At 61.4% G+C, this 22,004-nt stretch carries 19 protein-coding genes; 10 read left to right on the top strand and 9 right to left on the bottom strand.

Annotated features, from left to right (window positions below; genetic code table 11):
- Positions 1–27: 27 nt before the first annotated feature.
- From GWC77_RS10995 to GWC77_RS10985, 3 genes are all read right to left on the bottom strand, one after another.
- Positions 28–420, bottom strand: coding sequence for a 2-oxoglutarate dehydrogenase (locus GWC77_RS10995; RefSeq protein ID WP_173256940.1), 393 nt, complete (start codon positions 418–420; stop codon positions 28–30).
- A 46-nt stretch (positions 421–466) separates the two neighbouring features.
- Positions 467–2,275 carry a peptidase S10 gene (locus GWC77_RS10990; protein ID WP_173256939.1) on the bottom strand — a complete coding sequence of 603 codons (1,809 nt, stop codon included), beginning with the start codon at positions 2,273–2,275 and terminating at the stop codon, positions 467–469.
- Positions 2,276–2,743: 468 nt separating this feature from the next.
- Positions 2,744–3,061: a DUF4148 domain-containing protein gene (locus GWC77_RS10985; RefSeq protein WP_173256938.1), complete on the bottom strand. Its 318-nt coding sequence runs from the start codon at positions 3,059–3,061 to the stop codon at positions 2,744–2,746.
- Between the two features lie 230 nt (positions 3,062–3,291).
- On the opposite strand from GWC77_RS10985, the gene GWC77_RS10980 reads away from it, so the two are divergent.
- Positions 3,292–3,465, top strand: a complete 174-nt coding sequence (locus GWC77_RS10980) for a hypothetical protein (RefSeq protein WP_173256937.1) — start codon at positions 3,292–3,294, stop codon at positions 3,463–3,465.
- Positions 3,466–3,521: 56 nt separating this feature from the next.
- On the opposite strand, the gene GWC77_RS10975 is transcribed toward GWC77_RS10980, so the two are convergent.
- Positions 3,522–4,412 carry a LysR family transcriptional regulator gene (locus GWC77_RS10975; protein ID WP_173256936.1) on the bottom strand — a complete coding sequence of 297 codons (891 nt, stop codon included), beginning with the start codon at positions 4,410–4,412 and terminating at the stop codon, positions 3,522–3,524.
- A gap of 16 nt (positions 4,413–4,428) precedes the next feature.
- On the opposite strand from GWC77_RS10975, the gene GWC77_RS10970 reads away from it, so the two are divergent.
- Complete coding sequence (locus GWC77_RS10970) at positions 4,429–4,815, top strand: hypothetical protein (RefSeq protein WP_173256935.1); 387 nt, start codon at positions 4,429–4,431, stop codon at positions 4,813–4,815.
- 43 nt (positions 4,816–4,858) lie between these two features.
- Here GWC77_RS10970 and GWC77_RS10965 read toward each other — a convergent pair whose 3' ends face one another.
- Positions 4,859–5,356, bottom strand: coding sequence for a GNAT family N-acetyltransferase (locus GWC77_RS10965; protein WP_173256934.1), 498 nt, complete (start codon positions 5,354–5,356; stop codon positions 4,859–4,861).
- Positions 5,357–5,453: 97 nt separating this feature from the next.
- Here GWC77_RS10965 and GWC77_RS10960 point away from each other — a divergent pair, with 97 nt between their 5' ends.
- On the top strand, positions 5,454–5,873 hold the full coding sequence (locus GWC77_RS10960; RefSeq protein ID WP_173256933.1) for a secondary thiamine-phosphate synthase enzyme YjbQ: 420 nt from the start codon (positions 5,454–5,456) through the stop codon (positions 5,871–5,873).
- Positions 5,874–6,068: 195 nt separating this feature from the next.
- Entirely contained in the window at positions 6,069–6,602 is a 534-nt protein-coding gene (gene fae / locus GWC77_RS10955) for a formaldehyde-activating enzyme (protein ID WP_173256932.1), read from the top strand.
- A 114-nt stretch (positions 6,603–6,716) separates the two neighbouring features.
- On the opposite strand, the gene ahpF is transcribed toward fae, so the two are convergent.
- From ahpF to GWC77_RS10935, 4 genes are all read right to left on the bottom strand, one after another.
- Complete coding sequence (gene ahpF, locus GWC77_RS10950; protein ID WP_173256931.1) at positions 6,717–8,318, bottom strand: alkyl hydroperoxide reductase subunit F; 1,602 nt, start codon at positions 8,316–8,318, stop codon at positions 6,717–6,719.
- 92 nt (positions 8,319–8,410) lie between these two features.
- The gene (gene ahpC, locus GWC77_RS10945) at positions 8,411–8,974 is read right to left on the bottom strand and encodes an alkyl hydroperoxide reductase subunit C (protein WP_173256930.1); all 564 of its coding nucleotides are present in this window, start codon (positions 8,972–8,974) and stop codon (positions 8,411–8,413) included.
- A 156-nt stretch (positions 8,975–9,130) separates the two neighbouring features.
- Entirely contained in the window at positions 9,131–10,393 is a 1,263-nt protein-coding gene (locus tag GWC77_RS10940) for a hypothetical protein (protein ID WP_173256929.1), read from the bottom strand.
- A 368-nt stretch (positions 10,394–10,761) separates the two neighbouring features.
- Entirely contained in the window at positions 10,762–12,585 is a 1,824-nt protein-coding gene (locus GWC77_RS10935) for a CPBP family intramembrane glutamic endopeptidase (protein WP_173256928.1), read from the bottom strand.
- Between the two features lie 464 nt (positions 12,586–13,049).
- Between GWC77_RS10935 and GWC77_RS10930 the strand changes: the two genes are divergently transcribed.
- The 6 genes from GWC77_RS10930 (at position 13,050) to GWC77_RS10905 (ending at position 21,899) form a co-directional block, all read left to right on the top strand.
- Positions 13,050–14,108 carry an alpha/beta hydrolase gene (locus GWC77_RS10930; protein WP_173256927.1) on the top strand — a complete coding sequence of 353 codons (1,059 nt, stop codon included), beginning with the start codon at positions 13,050–13,052 and terminating at the stop codon, positions 14,106–14,108.
- 1,375 nt (positions 14,109–15,483) lie between these two features.
- Positions 15,484–17,925, top strand: coding sequence for a hypothetical protein (locus tag GWC77_RS10925; protein WP_173256926.1), 2,442 nt, complete (start codon positions 15,484–15,486; stop codon positions 17,923–17,925).
- Positions 17,926–18,000: 75 nt separating this feature from the next.
- Complete coding sequence (locus GWC77_RS10920; protein ID WP_173256925.1) at positions 18,001–18,951, top strand: FmdB family transcriptional regulator; 951 nt, start codon at positions 18,001–18,003, stop codon at positions 18,949–18,951.
- A gap of 251 nt (positions 18,952–19,202) precedes the next feature.
- A complete protein-coding gene (locus tag GWC77_RS10915) occupies positions 19,203–20,111 on the top strand; it encodes a LysR family transcriptional regulator (RefSeq protein ID WP_173256924.1) in 909 nt (302 codons plus the stop codon).
- Between the two features lie 180 nt (positions 20,112–20,291).
- Entirely contained in the window at positions 20,292–21,326 is a 1,035-nt protein-coding gene (locus GWC77_RS10910) for a PDR/VanB family oxidoreductase (RefSeq protein WP_173256923.1), read from the top strand.
- Between the two features lie 18 nt (positions 21,327–21,344).
- Entirely contained in the window at positions 21,345–21,899 is a 555-nt protein-coding gene (locus tag GWC77_RS10905; protein ID WP_254366904.1) for a Rieske 2Fe-2S domain-containing protein, read from the top strand.
- Positions 21,900–22,004: the final 105 nt, after the last annotated feature.

Genomic DNA, 22,004 nt, shown 5'->3' with positions numbered 1-22,004 from the left:
TGCGGGCGTCGCCGCGCCGGGCATCGATCACTGATGCTGCTGTTTTTGCTGCAGATATTGCCGCACGTCGCTCAATGAAACGCGCCCGGTATGCGCGGTGTCGATTTCATCGAAGTGCCGGGCGATGTATCCCAGCCCGTTTTGCTGCGCCTGGGCTTTGGTGATGGCCGCGCCGTTGCTGAGCGCCGAATTCGCACCGAGGCGCGCTTCGAGCCGCTGTTGGGCCTGCTGCTGCAGCAGGGCACCCGTCGACGGCGCGACGGGTGCGACGCGCGCGCGCGGGAAATACGGGCCGTCCACGCCGCCGCCTGGATGCGCGGGTGTGACCGGAGCGACGGCCTGAGGTGCCGCCTGGGCACTGGCTGCCGCCAGGCAAACGGCGATCAGGACAGCGCCACGTCGGATATCGATTGGAGACATGTTGAGCTCTCGATAGATAAGTGTCCGAATTGACCGCGATCGCGGGCTAGAGTGCCGAAGTCTGCGCGGTCTCGGTCGGCGTGCCGGCCGGCGCCTCGTCGCGCCATGGCGGAGGCAACATCCAGAGGCCGAGCGCGCCCGGAATCCACTGCCCCTGATAAAAATCGGCCAGTTGCGCCTTCATCTGCGGACGCGCCGTGTCGTCCAGATAGGTCATATGCCCCCCAGGATAGAACGTCACCTGCAGATTGGGAAACAGGCCCGGCACCGACTGTAGGCGGGCCAGCTGCTTCTCCGTATTGAAGAACGGCGTGGCGAGATCGTGGTAGCCGTTGACGGCGAGCACTTTCAGCTGCGGATTGAGCGTCAGCGCGGCAAGCAGATCTGGCACCGTGTCCGGCAGCGGCTGGCCGTCGTGCGAGAAATCCCACACCTGGATGATCTCGTCGTTGAGCGGCATGAACGTCGCGTTCGGCGCACTATAGCCAAGGTAGTCCGGCATCTGCGTTGCCAGCGCATTCGCGAACGGCTGCGCAATGAGAATATCGGACGGGTCGGAATCGGCTTGCAGGCGCGGATCGGAGTTCGGCAGCGACACGCGTCCGTCGTAACGCCCGATCGTCGTGCCGGGCAACAACGCCGTGAAGAACGGGTCCAGATTGAAATAGCCGTTCAACGCCTGCATCGTCATGCCGGAGCTCCAGGTCCACGACGACAGGACGCTCTGACTCGGCAGCACGGGCTTGCCGAGCGCGTCGGGAATGCCCAGTTGGCTGAGCACCCACGTCTGCGCGTATTTGCGGAAGTGCCGATATTCGCCGGTCACGAACGTCGCGACTTGCCAGGCATAGACGCCGGGATCGACAGGCGCGGGCTGGACCTGATTGTAGTAGGCCGCCACTTCCGCATAAGCGGGCAGATACCCGCTCAACGTGTCAGTGTCGAGCGCGAGCGCGCTCGCCGAACCGGTGATCGCCACCGCTTCGATTGCATCGGCGAAGTAATTCAGAATCGACGACTGGAGCACGATGCCCGACAGATGCACGCCAGCCGATTCCAGCGCGAGCGCGAGCATATCGGTGCGCGGGGTCCCGTACGACTCGCCGTAGAGATAAAGGGGCGAATCGCCACGATCGTTCACAGTCAGGTAACGCCTGATGAAATCACGCATGACGCCGACATCGGAATCGCAACCCCAGAACGTTTGATTCGTGTTCGGCAAGATAGCCTCGGACAGACCCGTACCGGGGGGGTCGATGAAGACCATATCGGTCGTATCGATCAGACTTTGCTCGTTATTGACGAGCGGATAGTTGGGCCAGTTCGTCAGCAGGGGGTCCGGGGTGGCGACACGCGTCGGCGCGAACGATCCGAGCCGCAGCCAGATCGACGAAGAGCCCGGCCCGCCGTTATAGAAGAACGTCACAGGGCGCGGCGCGCCGTTCGTGCTCGGCACGGTATACGCCACGTATGACATGGTCGCTTCGGGCTTGCCATTCGCATCGGACGCGGTCAAATGGCCCGTGGTCGTCGTGTAATTGAGCGTCTTGCCGCCGGACGTCCATTGATAATGCATGACAGCGGATTTCTCAGCGACTTGCGACACGCCGAGGCCGTCTTTCGCATGCGGTGAATAGGCAATTGGATCGGTATAGGGCTGATTCGCCGTCTGCGCCTGGTTGGCGAGCTGGCTTGCGCCTGCGCTCGCGTGCATTGCACTCGATGCCGCGGATGACCCGCCATCTCCGCCGCCACAGGCTGAGAGAATCGTCGTTGCCACCACCAACGCGCCGAGCCAGATGAAGTGTCCCTGGCGGCCCGCGCAACTGGCGCTACAGCTGAGGTCCGGTCTCATGTCTGTCCTTCATGGTTGAACGGGCCGACGGCGGACAACAGACAAGCCGATTTCCAGCCCGTCATTTTCAATAAAAAATACGAGCACTTACCGATTAAATCAGCATTTCTACGCGAATCAGAGGCTGCTATTACTTCACTACCATTTTTAGGAGTATCCGACTTCTATTCAACGGTAATGAAACTAGATTTCCGGTTTGATTTTGTCAAGACGCTCAATCGTAAACAATGCTCAATTGAGGGCGTCTCCTATTCTTTCCATTCTTTCAATTTGTCAGATTCAAAAAGGAGCGGGTATCGAGGCGGGGGCTTGCGATTCGATGACACCTGGCAAGGAGGAATTCCGTCGAACGCAACTTTTGTGTTTTCGATGGCCGAACGAGCGGCACGTGTGAAGAGACCAGGTTGCACGCGCTTGGGAGCGCGGCACCTGGCCGTGGACGAGGTCAGGTCAACGCATGTTCCGCGATTACTGCGGTGGCTGCATTGTCGAAGGCTGAGCTGGTTCCGGAGCAGGCTCCATCGAGCGTCCGGATTGCGACGTGCCGCTCGTCGTACCGCCAATGCCGGTCTGAGCGTTGCCCTGCGCGCGTGCTTCGGCGGCTTGGATATCGTTCGGGTACTGGGCGTTTTCGCCGGCAGCAGGACTATAGCCCGCTTCCTCTAACTGACGCAGGTCATTGCGAACCTGATCCCGCGTCACCGGACCGTTGGCTTGCTGTGCGAGCGCGAATGCAGGCAGCGCAAGCGCGGACGAGAGAACGACAGTACGGAATAAACCGTTCATGATCGACATACCTCCGTAGTTTCGGCCACGGGCCAAGTGGCACTCGAAAAGTGGCGCTTTCAGGATAGTCGACCAACCTTAAGAAACGACGAGCAGTTCATTACCGCTTTATCACCGATTATTTCGGGGGCGAATCGACTTTGGTCTGTCGGAACCGCGCCCTACCGCATGTTGGCTCAGGCGCGCGATTTGCTGGCTTTTTCGCGCTGGACGACCGAACGGAGCACACCATGAATCAGACGAGCAACGATACCCAGCAGGCCGATTTCAAGCACCCGAAACCCGCGCACCATAACGACGACGCGCGCAGCAAAATGCCCGAACGCGGCGATGCGGCACGCAAGCAGTCACCCGCCGACAAGCCAGGCAAGAAGCCGGGCGAAGGCGAAACGCCGGTGGGTTGACGCGCATGACTTGGCAAGCGGCATGCTGCCCGCAGCAGGCCGCTTCGTTCCCCGTTTCATTTGCGATTGAGCCGCAAGCGCCACAGAGCATCGAGGACAAGCTGCGTCGGCCGGTCGAGTTCGCCAGCGCGATGTGCGATGCCCAATTGCCGCCACAGCGGTGGACGTAACGGGCGCATCGTCACGCGCGGGTCCGGCGACGGCGCCGTCCGCTCGTGCGGCAGCAGTGCGGCACCGTATCCCGCCGCGACAAGGCTCTTGATGGCGTCAGTGAAGTTCAATTCGATGCGCGGCGCGGGCCGCTGACCGGCAGCGGCGAACCACTCGTTGGTAAGACGCGATAGCCGTGTAGAGGCGTCGTTGAGAATCAGCGGTTGCGCGGCAAGCCACTGCGCCGATACACGCGCCGGCGGCTCCCAATGAGCCGGCATGAACGCCATGACCGGGTCGCGCCGCCAGGGCTTGACGCTCAGGCCCGGCACGGGCGTCTGCGGCAACGCCACGAGACCGATATCGAGCGCGCCACGCGACAAGCCGCTCAGCGTTTCCTGCGAAGTCTGCACGGCCACCTGGACGTCGACGCCCGGATGATCGCGGGCCAGTGCCTCGAGAGCCTGCGGCAAGAGATAAGCGATGGCACCGGTGGAAGCGCCGAGTCGCACGCGTCCGCCAAGTCCCTGCACCTGGCGCCGAACATCCTCCAGCGCATGCTCCGCTTCTTCCAACAAGCGCCGCGCGTACTTGAGAAGCGTCTCCCCAATTGCCGACGGACGCACTTGTGCGCGTTTTCGCAGAAGCAGCGGCGCACCGATCCGTTCTTCGAGTTCCGTAATATGGAGGCTGACGGTCGGCGGCGCGAGATGTAGCTTGCGGGCTGCTTCGGCGAAAGAGCCGCAATCGGCGATGGCAACCAGTGTACGCAGTCGATCGAGACTGATTTCTCGCACATCGGCCTCCCGGTGGATGTTTGTCGAATCTGAATTTCGCCGTTGCGAATTTCAACTTTCACTATTTTACCCATCCGGAGAAAATCAGCTGACCGCATTGCGCTCGAACAAGCACGGAGTCCCCATGTCGCTGCCCGATTGGTATTGCCCGGCCTCTGCGCCGCGCCCGCTCGAGATCGCACACCGTCAAGCGTGGCGTTGGACCATCGGCATTTGCGTGACGCTGTCTCTGGTCGGGTCGATAGCCGTGACCCTATACGCATCCTCGTCGATCACGCCTGCAGAGGAGGCCCGTTGCCGCACGCGCGCCTCGAACGACGCGCATGCCAGCTTCGAAGCATTTTTTCAAAATCCTTCCGGGCAGAATGCGTTGCAGCAGGCAATTGCTGCATGCCGAAAGTGACTGATTCGACGCAGGGGATAACGCGCGCAGAACGGCGCAGCCCTCAATCGACCTTAATCTCGCGGTCGTCCGCAAATGCTTGCAATGCGTCGCCGGTCAAGCGATAGCGGACCCATTCGCTCTGCGGTTTCGCGCCAACGGATTCATAGAACCGAATGGCCGGTTCGTTCCAATCGAGCACGCTCCATTCGAAACGTCCGCATCCCGTAGCGACGGCAATTCTGGCGAGATCGTGCAGCAAGTGTTTGCCGGCGCCCGCGCCGCGAAAGCGCGGTGTGACGTAAAGATCCTCCAGGTACAGGCCTTTGCGTCCCTGCCATGTCGAAAAAGAAAAGAAGTAAAGGGCAAAGCCAGCAGGCTCGCCATCCACTTCGCAGATGCGCGCATGAATGTGTGCGCCGTCGCCGAAAAGGCCGCCCCGGATCGACTCGACCGTGGCAACGACCTGATCCGCAGCCTTCTCGTAAGTTGCCAATTCCTTGATGAAGCCGAGGATGACGGACGCATCGGCGGGTATCGCGTCCCGTATCGCAATTTCCATTCGCTTATTGACTCCTCTGTTGGGTTGCGAGTTCTTCGCAAGAGCATGTTACCTTTGGTTCCGTTGTGCAGGAACTGCCGTTCCGGAGGAACCCCAAATGCGCCAAGCCCTCGAACATCTGCATGTCGGCACGCACCGCCGAGGACTCGTCGAGATCACGACGGAGGTTAGCGAGTTCGTCGATCGCCAACCGATCGACAACGGCTTGCTCACCGTTTTTTGCCGCCATACTTCGGCCTCGCTGCTCATACAGGAAAATGCAGATCCTTCGGTGCGCCGCGATCTCGAGCGCTATTTCGAGACCGTCGCGCCCGAAGACCCGAACCGGTACGAGCATGACACGGAGGGCCCGGACGACATGCCGGCACATCTGCGCACCGCGCTGACACAAGTCCAGTTGGCCGTTCCACTCGAAAACGGCCGGCTCGTGCTGGGCAGCTGGCAAGGCATCTACGTGTTCGAACACCGGCGGCAACCGCATACGCGCGATATCGTGCTCCACCTCATCGGGCAATAGCGGCAACCCGAGTCCGGCCACGACGGATCACTATGTATCGGAACGCTGACACTTTGCTCCCGCGACAAACGCCAGCGGGGGCCCGCGGCGGCCCTTCCACAGCCGGCATCAACATTGCATTCACCGCCCCCTTCGATTGCCGGAATACGAATATTCAATCGTTTATCGCAGCACTTTCATAAGGAGTCGATTCCCATGTCCATTGATATGACCTTTCGCGCGGGCGAAGCTACCGTGTTCGCGGCGCCGGGCCAGGCCACCGATGCGATGCCCGAGATTTTGATCGGCCGCGTCGACGGCCCGGTCGGGCACGCCTTCGCCAATATGATGGCCCAAACGAAAGGCCATACGGCGATGTTCGCCATTCGAGCCTGCAACCAAATGGTGCGTCCGGCCACGATCATGGTCCCGAAGGTGACGTTGAAGGATATGGCAACCATCGAGCTTTTCGGCGGCGTCGTGCAATCGGCCACCGCGGATGCCGTCGTCGATTGCCTGATCGAAGGCATTTTGCCGAAAGATCAGGCCAACGAGCTATGCATCATCAGCCTCGTCTGGATCGATCCACGGTGCGTGACGGATCCGGACTTGGACAAGAAGGATATGTATCGCACAAACTACGAAGCAACCAAGCTCGCCATCCAACGCGCCATGTCGAACGAGCCGAGCGTCGAGACGCTGATCGCCAACCGTCATGCGATCAAGCACGATATGGATGACTGGAGCTGAAAACGGTACCTGGCGACAAGCGGCCCGATAAACGCTGAACGACGAACGGCGGGCATCGCTCGAATGGAGCGGTGCCCGCCGTTCGTTTTCGCTCTTGCGGTTTTCGAACCCGCCTCAAGCAAGCGCGGCTTCGGCTTCCCGATTCGCAGGCACGCTGATCGGCTGCCCCGTGCCGCTGCGAATCAGGTAATCGAAAGCACCCAACGACGCTTTGGCCCCTTCGCCGACGGCAATCACGATCTGCTTGAACGGGGTCGTCGTAACGTCACCGGCCGCGAACACGCCCGGCAGCGACGTCGCGCCTTTCGCATCGACTACGATTTCGCCGTGCGAAGAAAGCTCGATGGTTCCCTTCAACCATTCGGTGTTCGGAACGAGTCCGATCTGCACGAACACGCCTTCGAGTTCGATGCGCCTCGTCTCGGTCGAACGCAAGTCGTTATAGCTGAGCGCCGTCACTTTCTTGCCGGCGCCTTCGATCTGCGTCGTCTGCGCCCGCGTCACGACCGTCACGTTCGAAAGGCTGCGCAGCTTGCGTTGCAGCACTTCGTCCGCGCGCAGCGTTTCGCCGTATTCCAGCAACGTGACTTCCCGCACGATGCCGGCGAGATCGATCGCCGCTTCGACACCCGAATTGCCACCACCGATGACGGCCACGCGCTTACCTTTGAAGAGCGGACCATCGCAGTGCGGACAGTACGCCACACCGCGATTGCGATACTCGCGCTCGCCCGGCACACCGATTTCGCGCCAGCGCGCTCCCGTGGCCAACACGACAGTCCTCGCCTTCAGCACCGCACCGTTGGCCAGATGAATTTCGTTGATTTCGCCGGGCACGAGCGCCTGCGCCCGCTGCGCGTCCATGATGTCGACTTCATAGTGCTTCACGTGCTCTTCCAGCGCGACGGCAAACTTCGGGCCTTCCGTTTCCCGCACCGAAACGAAATTCTCGATGGCGAGCGTATCGAGTACCTGACCACCGAAGCGCTCGGCCGCGACACCCGTCGCGATACCTTTGCGCGCGGCATAAATCGCGGCAGCGGCGCCCGCGGGGCCGCCACCGACGATGAGCATATCGAAAACAGGCTTGGTTTCGAGCGCCTTGGCGGCCTTCGCGCCGGCGTTGCCGTCGAGCTTGGCGAGAATTTCCTTGACACCGCTACGGCCTTGCCCGAATACCTCACCGTTGAGGAACATCGTGGGTACGGCCATGATCTGGCGCGACTCGACTTCGTCCTGAAACAGCGCACCATCGATCGCGATATGACGGATACGCGGATTGATGAGCGCCATGACGTTCAGCGCTTGCACCACCTCCGGACAGTTCTGGCAGCTCAGCGAGAAATACGTTTCGAACGTGTAATCGCCGTCGAGCTCGCGGATTTGGTCGATCACCGCTTGTTCGAGCTTGATGGGGTGGCCGCCCACTTGAAGCAGCGCGAGCACGAGCGACGTGAATTCGTGCCCCATTGGAATGCCGGCGAACCGGATGCCGGCGGCCTTGCCGGGCTCACAGATCGAAAACGACGGTTTGCGTTCGTCGTCGTCACGCCGTTCGATGACGGCGACGCGTTCGGTCAGCGTGGCGATCTCGCGCAATAGCGCGAGCAGCTCTTGCGATTTGGCCGAGTCGTCGACCGATGCGACAATCTCGATAGGCCGCGTGACTTTGTCCAAATACGTTTTCAGTTGGGTCTTGAGATTGGCGTCGAGCATGGCTTATCCGGTATGTCGAATGGGGCGGAAAGAGGCAGGCTGCACGCGGCGCCATCGCGCAGAGGGCGCCGCATCAGCCGGGCGGGAAAGGCTTAGATCTTGCCGACGAGATCGAGCGACGGGGTCAGCGTTTCGGCGCCGGGCGTCCACTTCGCGGGGCAGACTTCGCCCGGATGAGCCGCGATGTATTGCGCAGCTTGCACCTTGCGCAGCAGTTCCCCTGCATCGCGGCCGATACCGTTGTCATGGACTTCGCACAGCTTGATTTGGCCTTCGGGGTTGATGACGAAGGTGCCACGCAATGCCAGACCTTCTTCTTCGATGAGGACATCGAAGTTTTGCGCAATCGCACGCGTCGGATCCGCGATCATCGGATATTTGATCTTGGCGATCGTGTCCGACGTGTCGTGCCACGCCTTGTGCGTGAAGTGCGTGTCCGTCGAGACGCTGTAGATTTCGACGCCGAGCTTCTGGAATTCGGCATAACGATCAGCCAGATCGCCAAGCTCGGTCGGGCAGACAAATGTGAAATCGGCCGGGTAGAAGAAAACGACGGACCACTTGCCTTTGAACGTCTCGTCCGTGACCGTCACGAAGTCGCCATTGTGGTAGGCGGTGGCCTTGAACGGCTTGACTTGGCTGTTGATGATCGACATTTCGCGTAAATCCTCTGGTTGGGTTGGAAAGTGAGTGCAGTATGACGCGAAGCTATCGATCCGTGAATTTGATTGTCAATATCAATCGCATTGGCGGAAGCTATCGGCCCCATTGCACCAACCAGAGTGCGGCCCGTGGGACGGGCCGCGGCCTTTTTACTTGGCCTCCGCGGCCGCGTTCGCCTCCTCGAGTTCGCGCGCAAAGGCGGCCGCCGCACGATCGGCGATCTCGTTCCTGATAGTCGGATTCGCGAAATCCGCGTCGCTGTAGCTTGACCCATCCCCGCGAACAAGTCCGAATCCTTCCGCGACGATCTGGGCGACGAGCGGATCATCGCGTGACATGTCCCAGTCGCTCGGCGCATCGCTCGGCTTCATCAGCGCGACTTCTTCGAACCCTGCATGTGACTCATCCTTATACCGGGCCGCTTCGACGATCTTGGCTTCGTCAACGCCCGGCTGGCCGGTTGCCGCCCAGTCACGGAAATAGTCGTCGTAGCTCCGGCTGGCGGCCACGAGTGCGTCCTTGTCGAATGCAGGGCTGCCGGGGTTGGGACGGTAGACAAAATGCAGATGCCAATTGCCGGTATTGCCGTCAGGTGTCACATCGGGCTGCGCGTGCACTGGTACGAGTCGCTCATCGTTCGTTTGCCCCATGACGACTAGCGCGCCGGCACGGTCATAAATCCGGTTGCGTTGAATCGTATAGAGGCGGTCCTCCGCAATCTCGCCGCGCCCCTTCGGATCGATTTCCCACACTGCTCCCAGCATTGCATTGTTTTCGCCCGTCGTTTGATTATGCTTCGCGACCGCGGCCATCGCCGATGCGTTGACGAAGCCCAGCATCACATGCAGCATGCCATGGCCGCGAAAGTCGTCCTGGACGGCAAGATACTCGGCAAAACTGACCATGCCGTTTTCGCCGGCATCGAGCGTGCCGCCTTGCGCGAATGCGAGTGGCCGGCGCTTGTCTTCGGGTTCCCCCGGCAGCTTGCCCGTGTAGCAGAGCGTGAAACGCTTGCCGTCCAGTTCCGTGCCGGCCGCCTTTCGATTTGACATTGCCGCCTGGATCGTCTTGACCGGAACTGCCTCGGCGGCCGGGAAGTTTTCCATGTAAATCTGTTCGAAGACTTTGCTGTCTGCCGGGCTCAATTGGCCGTTCTCGTCGACAACTGCGATTTCCGCCCTCAAACCCAGATTCTTTATCGCGCTTAGCATTTGTTCGCGCTGGTGGGTGTCGATCGCCGCGTCGAGCGGATTGATGTCGCCGAGCAGAGTCTTTAGATTGGGACCCATTGCACGTGCGACAGCCGCTTTTTCAGCGGCCTGCGTCAGCGCGCTTCTAACACGCTGACCGCCCGGCAATCGTCCGATCCAGGCCGCATCGGACGCCGCCGTCAAAGGACGATGCGCCGCCATTGTCAGCCGGTCGGATGCATTTCTCCATGTTGCCGATCGTCGTGCCGCCGTTGCGGCGTCCGCCGCTGCCCCAGTAACTGCGGACGCTATCGGTCGAGCTTTCGACGCGATTTCGCCAAGCCTTCCTCGTATCGATCGAACCGAAGCCTTCGAATCGGATTTCTCGTCCGCTTGCGGGCCCGATACGACGGAGTGCTCTTGACCACCCCTTATGCGGCTAACTTCGCTCATCTGCGACCTCCCATCAAGCGGACCGTTATCCGCGTTCGAGTGGCCGGATTGTGCAGCGAAAGCGCAAACGTGTTTTTTCTGCCCTTCGGTCTTCCCTACGGTTGTTCGGCTTTCATTACGAAACGAAAGCTTGGCATTCAGAGGTTCCGGACAACAGCCAATACGAAGAACATGTTGACAACGCCATGCATGGCGATCGGCATCGCAAGTCCTTTAGTTTTCCTCACTAACCATCCGGCGATCAGCGCAAGGACGAAGCGTTGCACGAAATGTGACATATCCTGATGAAGCGCCGCAAAAAGCGCGGCCTGCATGACGTTGGCCCACCCGAAGCTGATATGGCGGGACAATCCTCCGAGCAGGCAACCCCGAAAAATCAGTTCCTCGATAATGGGCACGGCCACCGCAAAGATCAGCAATGGCAGCGCCAGACCGCCTATCGAATGCGCGCCCGTAATGAATGCCAATTGCCAGCCGACACCGGGACCGCCGGCCGGCATCGAGTGATGGCTGACGACGAACGTCAATAGGCTCCACCCGAGATAGAGCGCGGGCGGGACGAACCAGGCTTTTTTCCATTCGCCGCTGCCGAGCCACTCGCGCCACGAAAAGCGCACTGCCACCCATGCGAGACCGAGCGCCATGACGGCGAGCGACCAGATGTACGAGCTCGCTACGCCCTGTTGCCAGCCGTCGCGCAGCACCGTGCCGTGAGCCGGCGATAGCGATGCGGTACCCACGCGAAATCCGCCGAACACATACAGCGCAAAATACATCGACGACAAAGCCCACCACGCATGCCGCAAACCGATGCGCCCGAAAAGCGGCTCGCTGACCTTTTTTGCCCGTGCGCGCAGGAGGCCGCGATAGTGAGCAGGAAACAACAGCAGACCTGGTGCGGCAACCAGCAGGACCGTGTACACAATCAACGCGCCGGCGAGCGGCAAGAGATCGGCGCGCATCAGCATCTTCGGCGAAAGATCGAGCAAGCGCGCGTAGGCAGAGACGAGCGGCATCGCTCGGTGCGTGCGGTCGTATTCGTCGCGCAAAAGATCGGCCGCCGCGAGCGAGTTGCCCGCATTGAACGCAACATCGAGTCGAATCTGTCGGTTCTGCGGTGTCATGAATTTCGATGGCTGCTTTTCTGCGACAAGCGCCGCCTCCGCGCTTGCCACGTCGCCTGCCCGAAACAACGCGCGCGCCGACGTATAGGCATCGATCTTCAAGCCGGCGTGTCTGGCACGCATGAGTTCGTCGCGTGCCTGCGCCCCCGGGAACAGTTCAGCCGCCGTATTGATGCGTTGGGCTTCGAGCCAGATCGTCTTCGTGACAGGCGCACTGGCCAGCATCCGCTGCGCCTCGTCAGTGCGCCTCGAGCGCACGAGATAGCGCAGCGCCTCGACGAGGCACGGGTTCGACGGATCGAGTTCGACCGTGCGCAGCGCTTGCTCGCCCGCGTGCTTCGCGTCTTTCACTGCCGAATAGGCGCGCGAAAGCGCCGCATGAAGCCGCGTACGCTGCGCCGGAGTCCATTCCGAGGAGTGCGCGAGCAACGGCTCGCCGTAAGCAAGCGCATCTTTGCCGTAACGATGCTCCAGCACGAAAAGAGCAACCTCGGGTTGACCTGGAAAGCGCTCGTCGAGCATATGCTGGCAGGCGGTGAAATCCTTCGCTGCCGCATCGCTCCACTCCAGGTCTTCCGACCACGCGAAGCGTTGAATGAACCCGCATTGCGCCACTGCAAGCGCCACATCATGCGGATGCTGCACAAGCCCGGCGCGATAAGCATCGAGAACCGACCGATAACTGTCGCGCTGATGCTCGGACACGATACCGGCCGCCCGCTCCGGGGATTGCAACAAACCGGGCGCCGGCGCGATTGTGTCCGCCCCGTTCGCCGATGCGCCGAGCGTACAGGAACACGCCAGCACGACGATCGTTTTCAGTATCCCCCGGAGCATCGTTTTTTCCCGTAAGCCATTCGTCAAGTCCGAATTGCAGCGTCGTCGCGCGATTGGCGGCGCATCGTCCAACGTCTTTAACGGCGACATTCGTCCGATCTTTAACCGATCGTCAATGCGTCGCGATTTGGCAATTTATGCGGCTCGGGAACACCGCATACAACTGGCGTGGTGAAGGCGATTCAACGGCGTCCGTTCTACGAGGATCAGCGTCGCCGGGACAGAGGTGCCTGTCTACCATAGGCTCCGGTCCGGCCGCCGCTGTCGCGAACGCGGCGCCCCGCCGCGGCATTCACATTCGTTACAAAACGGACCGATCCGATCTTCCGACGCGCTTCGAGCGTTGCACGCAGCAGTTCGCCGCGCAGCGCATATCGTCGCTCGTCTTCACCTTTCTTCGAAAGAGGTCAAACATGATGAAAACAACGCCGATTGGGAAAGCCGCAAGGCGCGCCGGAAAGCGCTTGTCCCGCGCATCGAAATTGCTCATTGCGATTGCGTCACTCGGCCTGTCATCGTTCGTTTGCGATAACGCGTCCGCCCAGGCGAGCGCTGCGACGACCTGCCAGCCCGTCACGGTACCCGTAGCGCTGGCCGAGGGTGGGCCCAAGGCCTATTCGGTTTCCGGCAAGCTCTGCCTGCCGGCATCGGGTCAAGCGAATTCGGTCATCCTGACCGTGCACGGAGCCACGTACGATCACAACTACTGGGATTGGCCGTATATCCCCCAGGTCTATTCGTATCGCAACTTCATGACGAACGCGGGCTACGCCGTATTCGTCTATGACCGGATCGGCGACGGGCTCAGTTCCCACCCGGTGAGCACCGATATCTCGGTCAACTCGAACGGTTATGTCGCGCACGAGCTGGTGCAAGCGTTACGGCAAGGTCAGATCAACGGCTATACGTTCAAGCATGTCGTTCTCGCCGGCCATTCGCTCGGATCCTATACGTCGTGGGTCGAAGCCGGCCAATATCGCGATGTCGATGCCGTCATCCTGACCGGCATTGCACACAAGATGAGTTCGACGATCGGCACCATCCTTTCGCAGGACATCTACCCGGCGCAGCAAGACCCCGCGTTTCAAAACCTCGGGCTCGACGCCGGCTATCTGACCACGCGGCCCGGTGCACGCAACGCGATGTTCTATTACCCGGCGACGACCGATCCGAACGTCGTTCAGCTCGATGAAAAGACGAAGCAGACGGCTACGCAAACTGAGCTCAACGGCGTATTTGCAACCGCCCAAGGTTCGGCGACGTATTATTCGGCCTTCATCAACGTGCCGATTCTCATCGTGGACGGACAAGACGACGTGATTTTTTGCGGCAACGGCGCCGCCGATTGTTCGACCTCCGCGTCGCTGCAAAGCGCCGAGCGGCCGTATTACAGCGCGAGCCCCAGCGTGACGTCGTTCGTCGTTCCGGCTTCGGGACACGACATCAATCTCGAAGTCACGGCGCCGCTCTGGTATAGCGCTTCGCTGGGATGGTTGCTGTCGACAGCAAAGATCACGCCCTGAGCTGGGCGCGATACGCGTACTGGAACCTCTGCCCCTTGGGGACGGCAGTTGGCTGGCGCCCCAAAGGGGCGCCAGCGCGCTTACGCGCCACCGAAACGCCGAAACGCCGTCACGAATCGGTAGACCGAGGGATTTGCGAGGCAAGGTTAGGTCGCGTTCGCCGCCGCCGAGCGATTCGCCTTTCGAGTGTTTCGGCGTAACTGCGTTCGGGCTCCGAAGCAGGCGGCAACGACAACGTGGCCGGATCCGCAGTAAACGGATGCCTGTGCCGGGGCCAATCGCGAACACCGCGGGCTTGTTGCCGGCTTCCGCTCGCTTGCCGCCTTGGGCCGAGGCCATGTGCCCCCGGCTTGAAGCCAATGAGCAAACGCGCGAGACCTGGGGGCCGCCAGCGTGGGCAGCATCGACTTCCACGACGAAAACCGCACCTCTAGCGGCGAGCATGCCGCCCTGGGTTGCGTCGACACCGCCGGTGCAAGACGAAACCGAATCCGATCCGGATGCGACACCCTAAGGCAGCGCGCCGTGGGCATCCGGTGGAATCGGCACGGACCCGGAGGCACGGGATTACAGCAGCTACGCCTGGTCCAGTCCGCCGCGCACTGATTCGGAACCCGCGGCATCAACCGCCATGGACCTGTTCGAACAGATGATGTCGATATTCAAAATCGATTGAGCGCAGCGTCGCGCAGCCCCTCTCTCTGCAACACAAAAGGCCACTTATCATGCCAAGCAGCATCAGCAACACTTCGAGCTTTCACTCGACTTATACCGCGCCCGAGCGCAACGATAGGCAATCGTCGACGTCGAGCTCGCAGCGCAGTCTTTCGAGCAACGCCTCGTTGGGTCGCCTTGCTTCGCGTCTGTCGACAGCGGGCGAATCCTTTGCGTCCGCGGTGGACGGCGAACGAACCCCTGCCGCTGGTTCAAATGTAGGCAGCGGTGTCGCCCGCCCGACGCATTCGGTGTCCGCAAGCGAATATGGCAGCATCGCGGAGAGCGTCTATCTGCGCGCCGCGCGCCGCGGCGGCAGACTTGCGGCACCGAGTTCGTTGCCCTCCGCCGACGTCGAATCGCTGTCCGCTGCCGGCTCCCGGCGGCATGGCGAAGGGCCGCGCCCGCTCTGGCAGTTGCTCTTCAGGAGGATCGCTGAGTGCGCCGAACGGGGCCGCATCTGCGCGGCTCCCGGCACAGTTTCGCTCGTGGCGCCGCTTTTTCGCCGGCCCCATCTTCTCGCTGAGCACCGGCCTGTAATCTCGGAGACCTGGGTCGGGGAAACCCGCCGAAATCGCGCTTGCGCAATTGCGAAAGCGCGACGCTCTCGCGTGTCCACCCTTCCGGCCCGATTGTGGCTTTGCATCCGCGGAACGAGTCAATGAGTCTTTCGAGAATTGCCGGCGCACCGGTCACCCAGACCGGCAATTCGCCACCCGACTCTGCATCGCGGAACGAACCGCAACGAGAATCGTCAACGAGCCGCCTCACACGGACGGATGGGCTGCTCACCGTTCTCAACGATGGACAGGCGGCGCCGAATCGGGGCGTGGAAGGCGGGCAGCGGATGCGGGCCAACGTGCCCTCAGCCGGCACGCCCGGTGCCGTCGCATCGACCGCGCAGGGCCGCCGCGGTGCGAACGGCACGCTCGTCCTCGCGCGGACGCCGAGCCCGACCGGCGATATCGAGCCCCGTGCAACCGACGGCGCCGCATCGCGCGGCACGCTCCGGTTGCGAAACAATGCCCGATCCGCAGAGACGGATGCGCCTGCCCGCTCCCAATCGAACCGGTCGCAGCTCGATATTCGCCCGCGTGCGTCGCTCGCTTCGCCTCCATCGGCCCCAGCCTCGATCGATGCGAGCGGACGCGACACAGATGACGCGAAATTCGACGGCGCCGATACGCGCTCGAACAAAGCCATCATCGACGCCTACCGCAGCGGCAAGCGATCGGCGCTCGAGGTGCAAAAGGTCACGGCATCGCTGCTCAAGCGCGGCGGCAGCTTCGCTACGACGATGCGCCTTTTCACGGCCGTCAAGGATGCGGGCATCCGTCCGAGCCTCATCACTTATAACGCGGCGATATCGGCCTGCGGCAAGGCGGGGCGCTCCGACGAAGCGCTCGCGCTGATTGCCGAACTCGGCAAGCTCGGCAGGCACGATCCGTCCATGCGGATGGATCTGTTCACCTATAACGCGGCGATTTCGGCTTCCGGCAACGCGGGGCAGCCCGACAAGGCGCTCGCCCTGCTCGACGAATTGAAGCAACGTGCCGAAGCCGATCCGGCGCTACGCCCGAGCATCGTCAGTTACGGTGCCGCGATTTCCGCTTGTGCGAAAGCGGGCCGCGCGGGCGAAGCACTGGCGCTATTGCACGAACTCCAACGCATCGGTGAAAGAGACCCGGCGATGCGGCCCAACGAAATCGTCTACAACGCGGCGATCTCCGCATGCGCCAACGCAGGACTGGCAGAGGAAGCGCTGGCTTTGCTGCACGAAGTGAAGACCCGTGCGGCGCGCGGCGAGCCTGTCCGGCTCAATGCGATCACATACAACTCCGCGATTTGCGCATGCGGCAATGCGGGGCGCGCGGATGACGCGCTTCGGCTCCTCGACGAACTCGAGCGCTTTGCACGCGCGAATCCGTCGATACACGTCGACCCCATTACCTACAACTCGGCCATTTCCGCGTGCGGAAACGGCGGCCGGCCCCGGCAAGCGCTCGCGCTGCTCGACAAGCTCAAACGTCTGGGCGAGCGCGATTCGTCGATGCGGCCGACGGTGACGAGCTACAACGCCGCCATCTCCGCCTGCGAAAACGCCGGCTTGGCCGACGAAGCGTTGACATTGCTCGGCGAATTGAAGCGCCTGCCGATCCAGCCGAATGTCGTCAGTTACAGTGCGGCGATTTCCGCGTGCGAGAAGGCGGGCCGCGCCGACGATGCGCTCGCGTTGCTCGACGAACTCAAGGCGCGCGCCCAACGCACTCCATCGATGCGCCCCTCGGTGGTCACCTATAGCGCCACCATCGCAGCCTGTGCGAAGGCGGGGCGGGCCGACGATGCGCTCGCGCTCTTCGACGAGCTCAAGGCGCTTGCGCGGCACGATTCGTCGATGGGCCCGAATGTCGTGACCTACAGCGCGGCTATTGCCGCTTGCGGCAAGGCTGGCCTCGTGGATCGTGCTACGGCCTTGCTGGCTGAACTGAACGATATCGCTGCTCGCGACCCCTCGATCCGGCCGGACATCGTTGCATATAACGCGGCGATCGTGGCCTGCGCGAAAGGCGGCCGTCCTGAGCAAGCGCATGCGTTGCTGGCAGACGCGCGGCGCCTTGCCGCGAACGGCGCGCCGACGCGGCCCAACGCGGCGACCTACAGCGCCGTCATTTCGGCGTACGCGGGCGCCGGCCGCGCCGAGCAAGCGCGTCGGCTCATCGATGACGCAATAGCAGACGGCGTGTTCACGCCGCAAGCCGGTTACGACGCGGCCGCCAATGCACTCGACTTCCACGAGGACCATGTCTGCGCCAATCCGCCGAGATCAGATCGGCCGCGCGGGATCGCGTCCACGCTCGCCGTTGCCCTGCTGCACTATCACGCCGCCGCCGGCAATCTGGATCGGCGCACCACTTATATCGTCGGGCAGCATGGAGACAACGCCGTGAAGCATGCTGTGCTGGCCGAACTGAACCGATACTGGCCCGCCGGCTACGCCGTATCCGCTCGCAATCCCGGCGTGCTGGTGCCCTCGCGGATCGACTTCGCCGGCGGCATCGCGAATTCGCACCTTGCGCCGGAGATTGCGGCTCACGCCTCTTAGCATGGATTCAGCGGCGTCACACCCCGAAAGCGATACGGTGTGCGCAATCCATCAACAGGCGGGAGAGGAATCATCATGTCGGTTATCAATGGTCGCGTCGAGGGTACAGCGCCAACGTCGTTCAATCATGAAGGCCCGGTCGATGCCAGCTCACTGAAGAAAACGGAGGCTCTGCTTGCCACGGTGGAAGCGCAGCTCCAGAGCATGCTCAGGCAGATGTCACCTAACCAAGCAGGCGGCGACGAAGGTCACCACGGAGCGCATCACCGGCATTCGCATCCCAACCATGCGGATCGCGAGCACGAAGCGCCCAACAAGCTCGACACCCCCAATCGCTTCGAGGCGCATGACACGAATCAAGGCGCGCCGAAGACCGCGCGAAGCGCGAGTTTGGATGGGTCGCTCCCGTCCAGCAAACCTGCATCCGGCACGCCGAGCACTCGCCTCGTCACCGATACCACCAGCGTCGCACAAGCTCAGGCGACGGTTCATCCCAAGTTCATGCCCGTGCTGCGCGGCGACGAAAAGCAAAAGGACGCTCAGATCAAGAATCAGGCTGATTTCGGCCGGGCAGTCGACGAGACGGCCAAGGAGTACGGTCTGGATCCGAACGTATTTCGCGCACAGCTGCAAGTGGAATCCGGGGCATTCAGCCAGGGCTATCAGAAAGCGCTGCATCAGGAGGGCGACCTCGACCGAGCGGCCGACAACAACACCTCGGTCGGTCTGGGGCAAATCTCGCGCAAATATCTCGATGGCCGCGAGTGGGCGAATGGCGGCCCCGGCAACGCACGCGTCGGCAGCCAGGTGGTGACCTTCGATCAGTACAAGGACAGCCCTACGATTCAGTTGCGCATGGCCGCTTCGAATCTCGCCCAGCGCATAGCGGACCATGGAGGCCTGGAGCAAGGCCTCTCGTATTACGTGTCGGGCAATGACAACCCGAACAATCCGAGCGGCGCAAGCTACATCGCCAAGATCGACGCGGCGCTGAAGGATCCTGCTGTTCTCAGTCCTGGCCGATAAGCCACATCTGCAACCGCGGACACGCGAAAGACGCCGCATTCGAGCGCCAGCAAGCGCTGATGAAAAGCGGCATCGACTATGAATGCCGCACCACGTTGAATCCCGATCGTTTACCCGAAGCGGATGTGCAGGCGGAAGCGGGGATATCGTGGACAGGCGAGTTGATCAGGGGATTCCATTGCAGACGCATTGAGAGAGACACTTTAAACTTCTGCGCAATTCGCTCTCAGAACGGGTGAGGTGACGACGTCATGACCCTGCAGCAGTTGGAGACTTTCTTCTGGACAGTCAAACTCGGCAGCTTCGCTGCAGCAGCCGAGCGTCTGCATGCAACCCAATCCGCAGTCTCGATGCGCGTGCGCGAATTGGAGCGTGCGTTGTGCGTCGAACTCTTTGACCGCACCCATCGCGCAGCGCGCCTCACGCCTAAAGGCCGGGAACTGATGGATTATGCGAGTCGGATTCTTGATCTGTCGACAGAGCTTGAACACCGTATCGGTGCACCCGAAGCGATATCTGGCGTCGTGCGCTTTGGCGTCGCGGAAGTCGTCACGACAACCTGGCTGCCTCGTCTGATCACCGTGATCGCTGAACGATATCCGAATGTGCGGCTCGAGATCGAAGAAGCGTTGACCGCTGAACTGATGGCGAGTCTGCACCAGGCAGAGCTCGAGCTCGTCCTCGCACCCGGACACACCCGCACGCCGGATCTGTCCACGCTATCGCTGGGAACAGTGGACTTTCAATGGATGGCCGTCCCTTCGCTCGGGCTGGGCGATCAAACATACAGTCCGCATGAACTTGCTGAATATCCCATCATCGGAATGAAGGAGTCGTCATTTCACTATGCAGCGCTCGAGGACTGGTTCATGAGCGAACATGCCCGTTGTCGATACCTCGCGCGCTGTAAGAGTGTGGCCGTGGCAGCGTCGATGACGATGGCCGGCATGGGGGTCTCATATCTGCCAGTGCGGTCTTACAGGCAGGAGATCGAACAGGGCAGGCTTGCCATTGTCAACGTGAAGAATCCTCTCGATCCCGTCGAGTTCATAGCCGCCTGCCCGGCCGGCCATTCGTATTCGCTTCCAAGGGCGATCGCTGAACTCGCGCGCGAGGTCAGCGATTTTCAGCATATCGATCGCCCTGACGGATTCGTATAACCGAACGGGCACGCCGGTTTTGCGCACCGCGCCACTTGGATCAAGATTCTTGATGTTTTTCCGCGCAAATTACTCGTTTGAGTTAATGCGTCGGCGCGCCTAATCTTTCCTCAAGCCAAGCGGACGAGTCCCACAAGCAGTGGCTCGTGATGATTGTTGCTGCGAGATAAGGAGGAAGATATGGAAGAGGTCCTCATGCGGGAGGAGGCCCCTGTTCGCGCCGACGAAGAGCGGCACAAAAAACTGGAAGTGTGTCTGAAGTCGATCACGGCCCTCGCCGATGATGTCAACGCGTTCGAGTTCACAAGTGCAGACGGACGGCCCTTGCCTGAATTCACGGCCGGGTCTCATATTGACGTGCACCTCCCGGACGGCGCAATACGTCAGTATTCCCTATGCAATCCACCGGGTGAGCGCAATCGCTATGTGATCGCGGTGTTACGTGATCCGCAGGGCCGTGGTGGCTCGATAGCCATGCATGACGAACTGCGTGCAGGCCAGAAGCTCAGGATTTCGCAGCCACGCAACCATTTCGCGCTCTCGACGTCAGCCCGCCGGCATGTCTTCGTCGCAGGGGGGATCGGAATCACGCCGGTCATGGCGATGATCGCCGAGGTGCAGCGGCGTGGCGAAGCCTTCCATGTTTACTATTGCGCGCGCTCTGCGCAGCGCGCAGCATTCCTCGACGAACTGAAGCCGCTCATCGACAGCGGTGACGTGTCGGTTCACTTTGACAACGGCGATCCGCGAAACGGTCTCGACCTCGTGTCGATACTCAGACAGTACATGCCGGGCACGCACCTCTACTACTGCGGCCCCGGCCGTCTGATGGATGCCATCGAGGCAGCCACCGTGCACTGGCCACCAGCAACACGACACTGCGAGCGGTTTTCCGCGGGTGCTGCCATGGACACCCGTCCAGACAGCGCTTCGAAAAGCGACAGGGACGAAGACGTTCCCTTCGATGTCGAGCTACACCGCTCTCACAAAACATTCACAGTGCGACCCGGTGAGTCGATTGTTGACGTGCTTCGATGCAATGGCGTCGAAGTCGACACATCGTGTTGCGAGGGTTACTGCGGGACCTGTATGACCCGCTATCTCGCTGGCGAGCCGCTTCATCGCGACACAGTGCTGGACGAAGAAGACCGGGAAGCCTTCCTGATGATCTGCTGTGCCCGTGCGAAGAGCCCGACGTTGGTGCTCGATATCTGATCAGCAGCACAAGCCAACTTGAATCGGCAGACCGGTTCGGTGTCCGGCTGCACCACGTTTTCCATTCTTCTGGAGAGAATGCTCGCCATGAGTACGTTCGAATATGTTAAGGATTGCTGGTATCCGATCGGATTTTCGTCAGAGTTCCCCGCAGGACAATTGCAGGGACACAAAATCGTCAACCGTCCAATCGTGATGTGGCGTGCGGAAAACGGGGACGTCGTGGCCTTCGATGACCGTTGCTGTCACAAACGTTTCCCGTTGTCGCAAAGCAGGCTGCTCGACAACGGTCAGCTTGAATGTGCTTACCACGGCTTGTGCTATGACACCTCTGGCCAGTGTGTGGCGATTCCTTCTGCACCGGACAAACCGATTCCTCCCCAGGCGCGGCTCAGCGCGATTCCGGTTCGCGAGCAGGATGGTGTCGTGTGGATCTGGCCCGGCAGTCCCGCCGGTGCGCTGCGGTTCGATCCGCCGCGCACGCCTGAGGTCATTGACCCGGACAATCTGTCGATCGGCGCCCCCGAGCCCTTGCACGTTCCGGCGAACTATGTGGCGCGACAATCTGGATGAGAGACGCGCGACAAACAAGATGAGAATGTCGCGGCGAGGTTGATGATGCCGATGTTGATTGACGCTGACAAGCGTTTGTTGATTGACGCGCGGCGCATGTTGCAT

Source organism: Paraburkholderia sp. NMBU_R16, assembly GCF_013282575.1.
GTDB lineage: Bacteria > Pseudomonadota > Gammaproteobacteria > Burkholderiales > Burkholderiaceae > Trinickia.
Note: the sequence above shows the minus strand (reverse complement) of the source record. Positions and strands in the feature narration are given on the sequence as shown.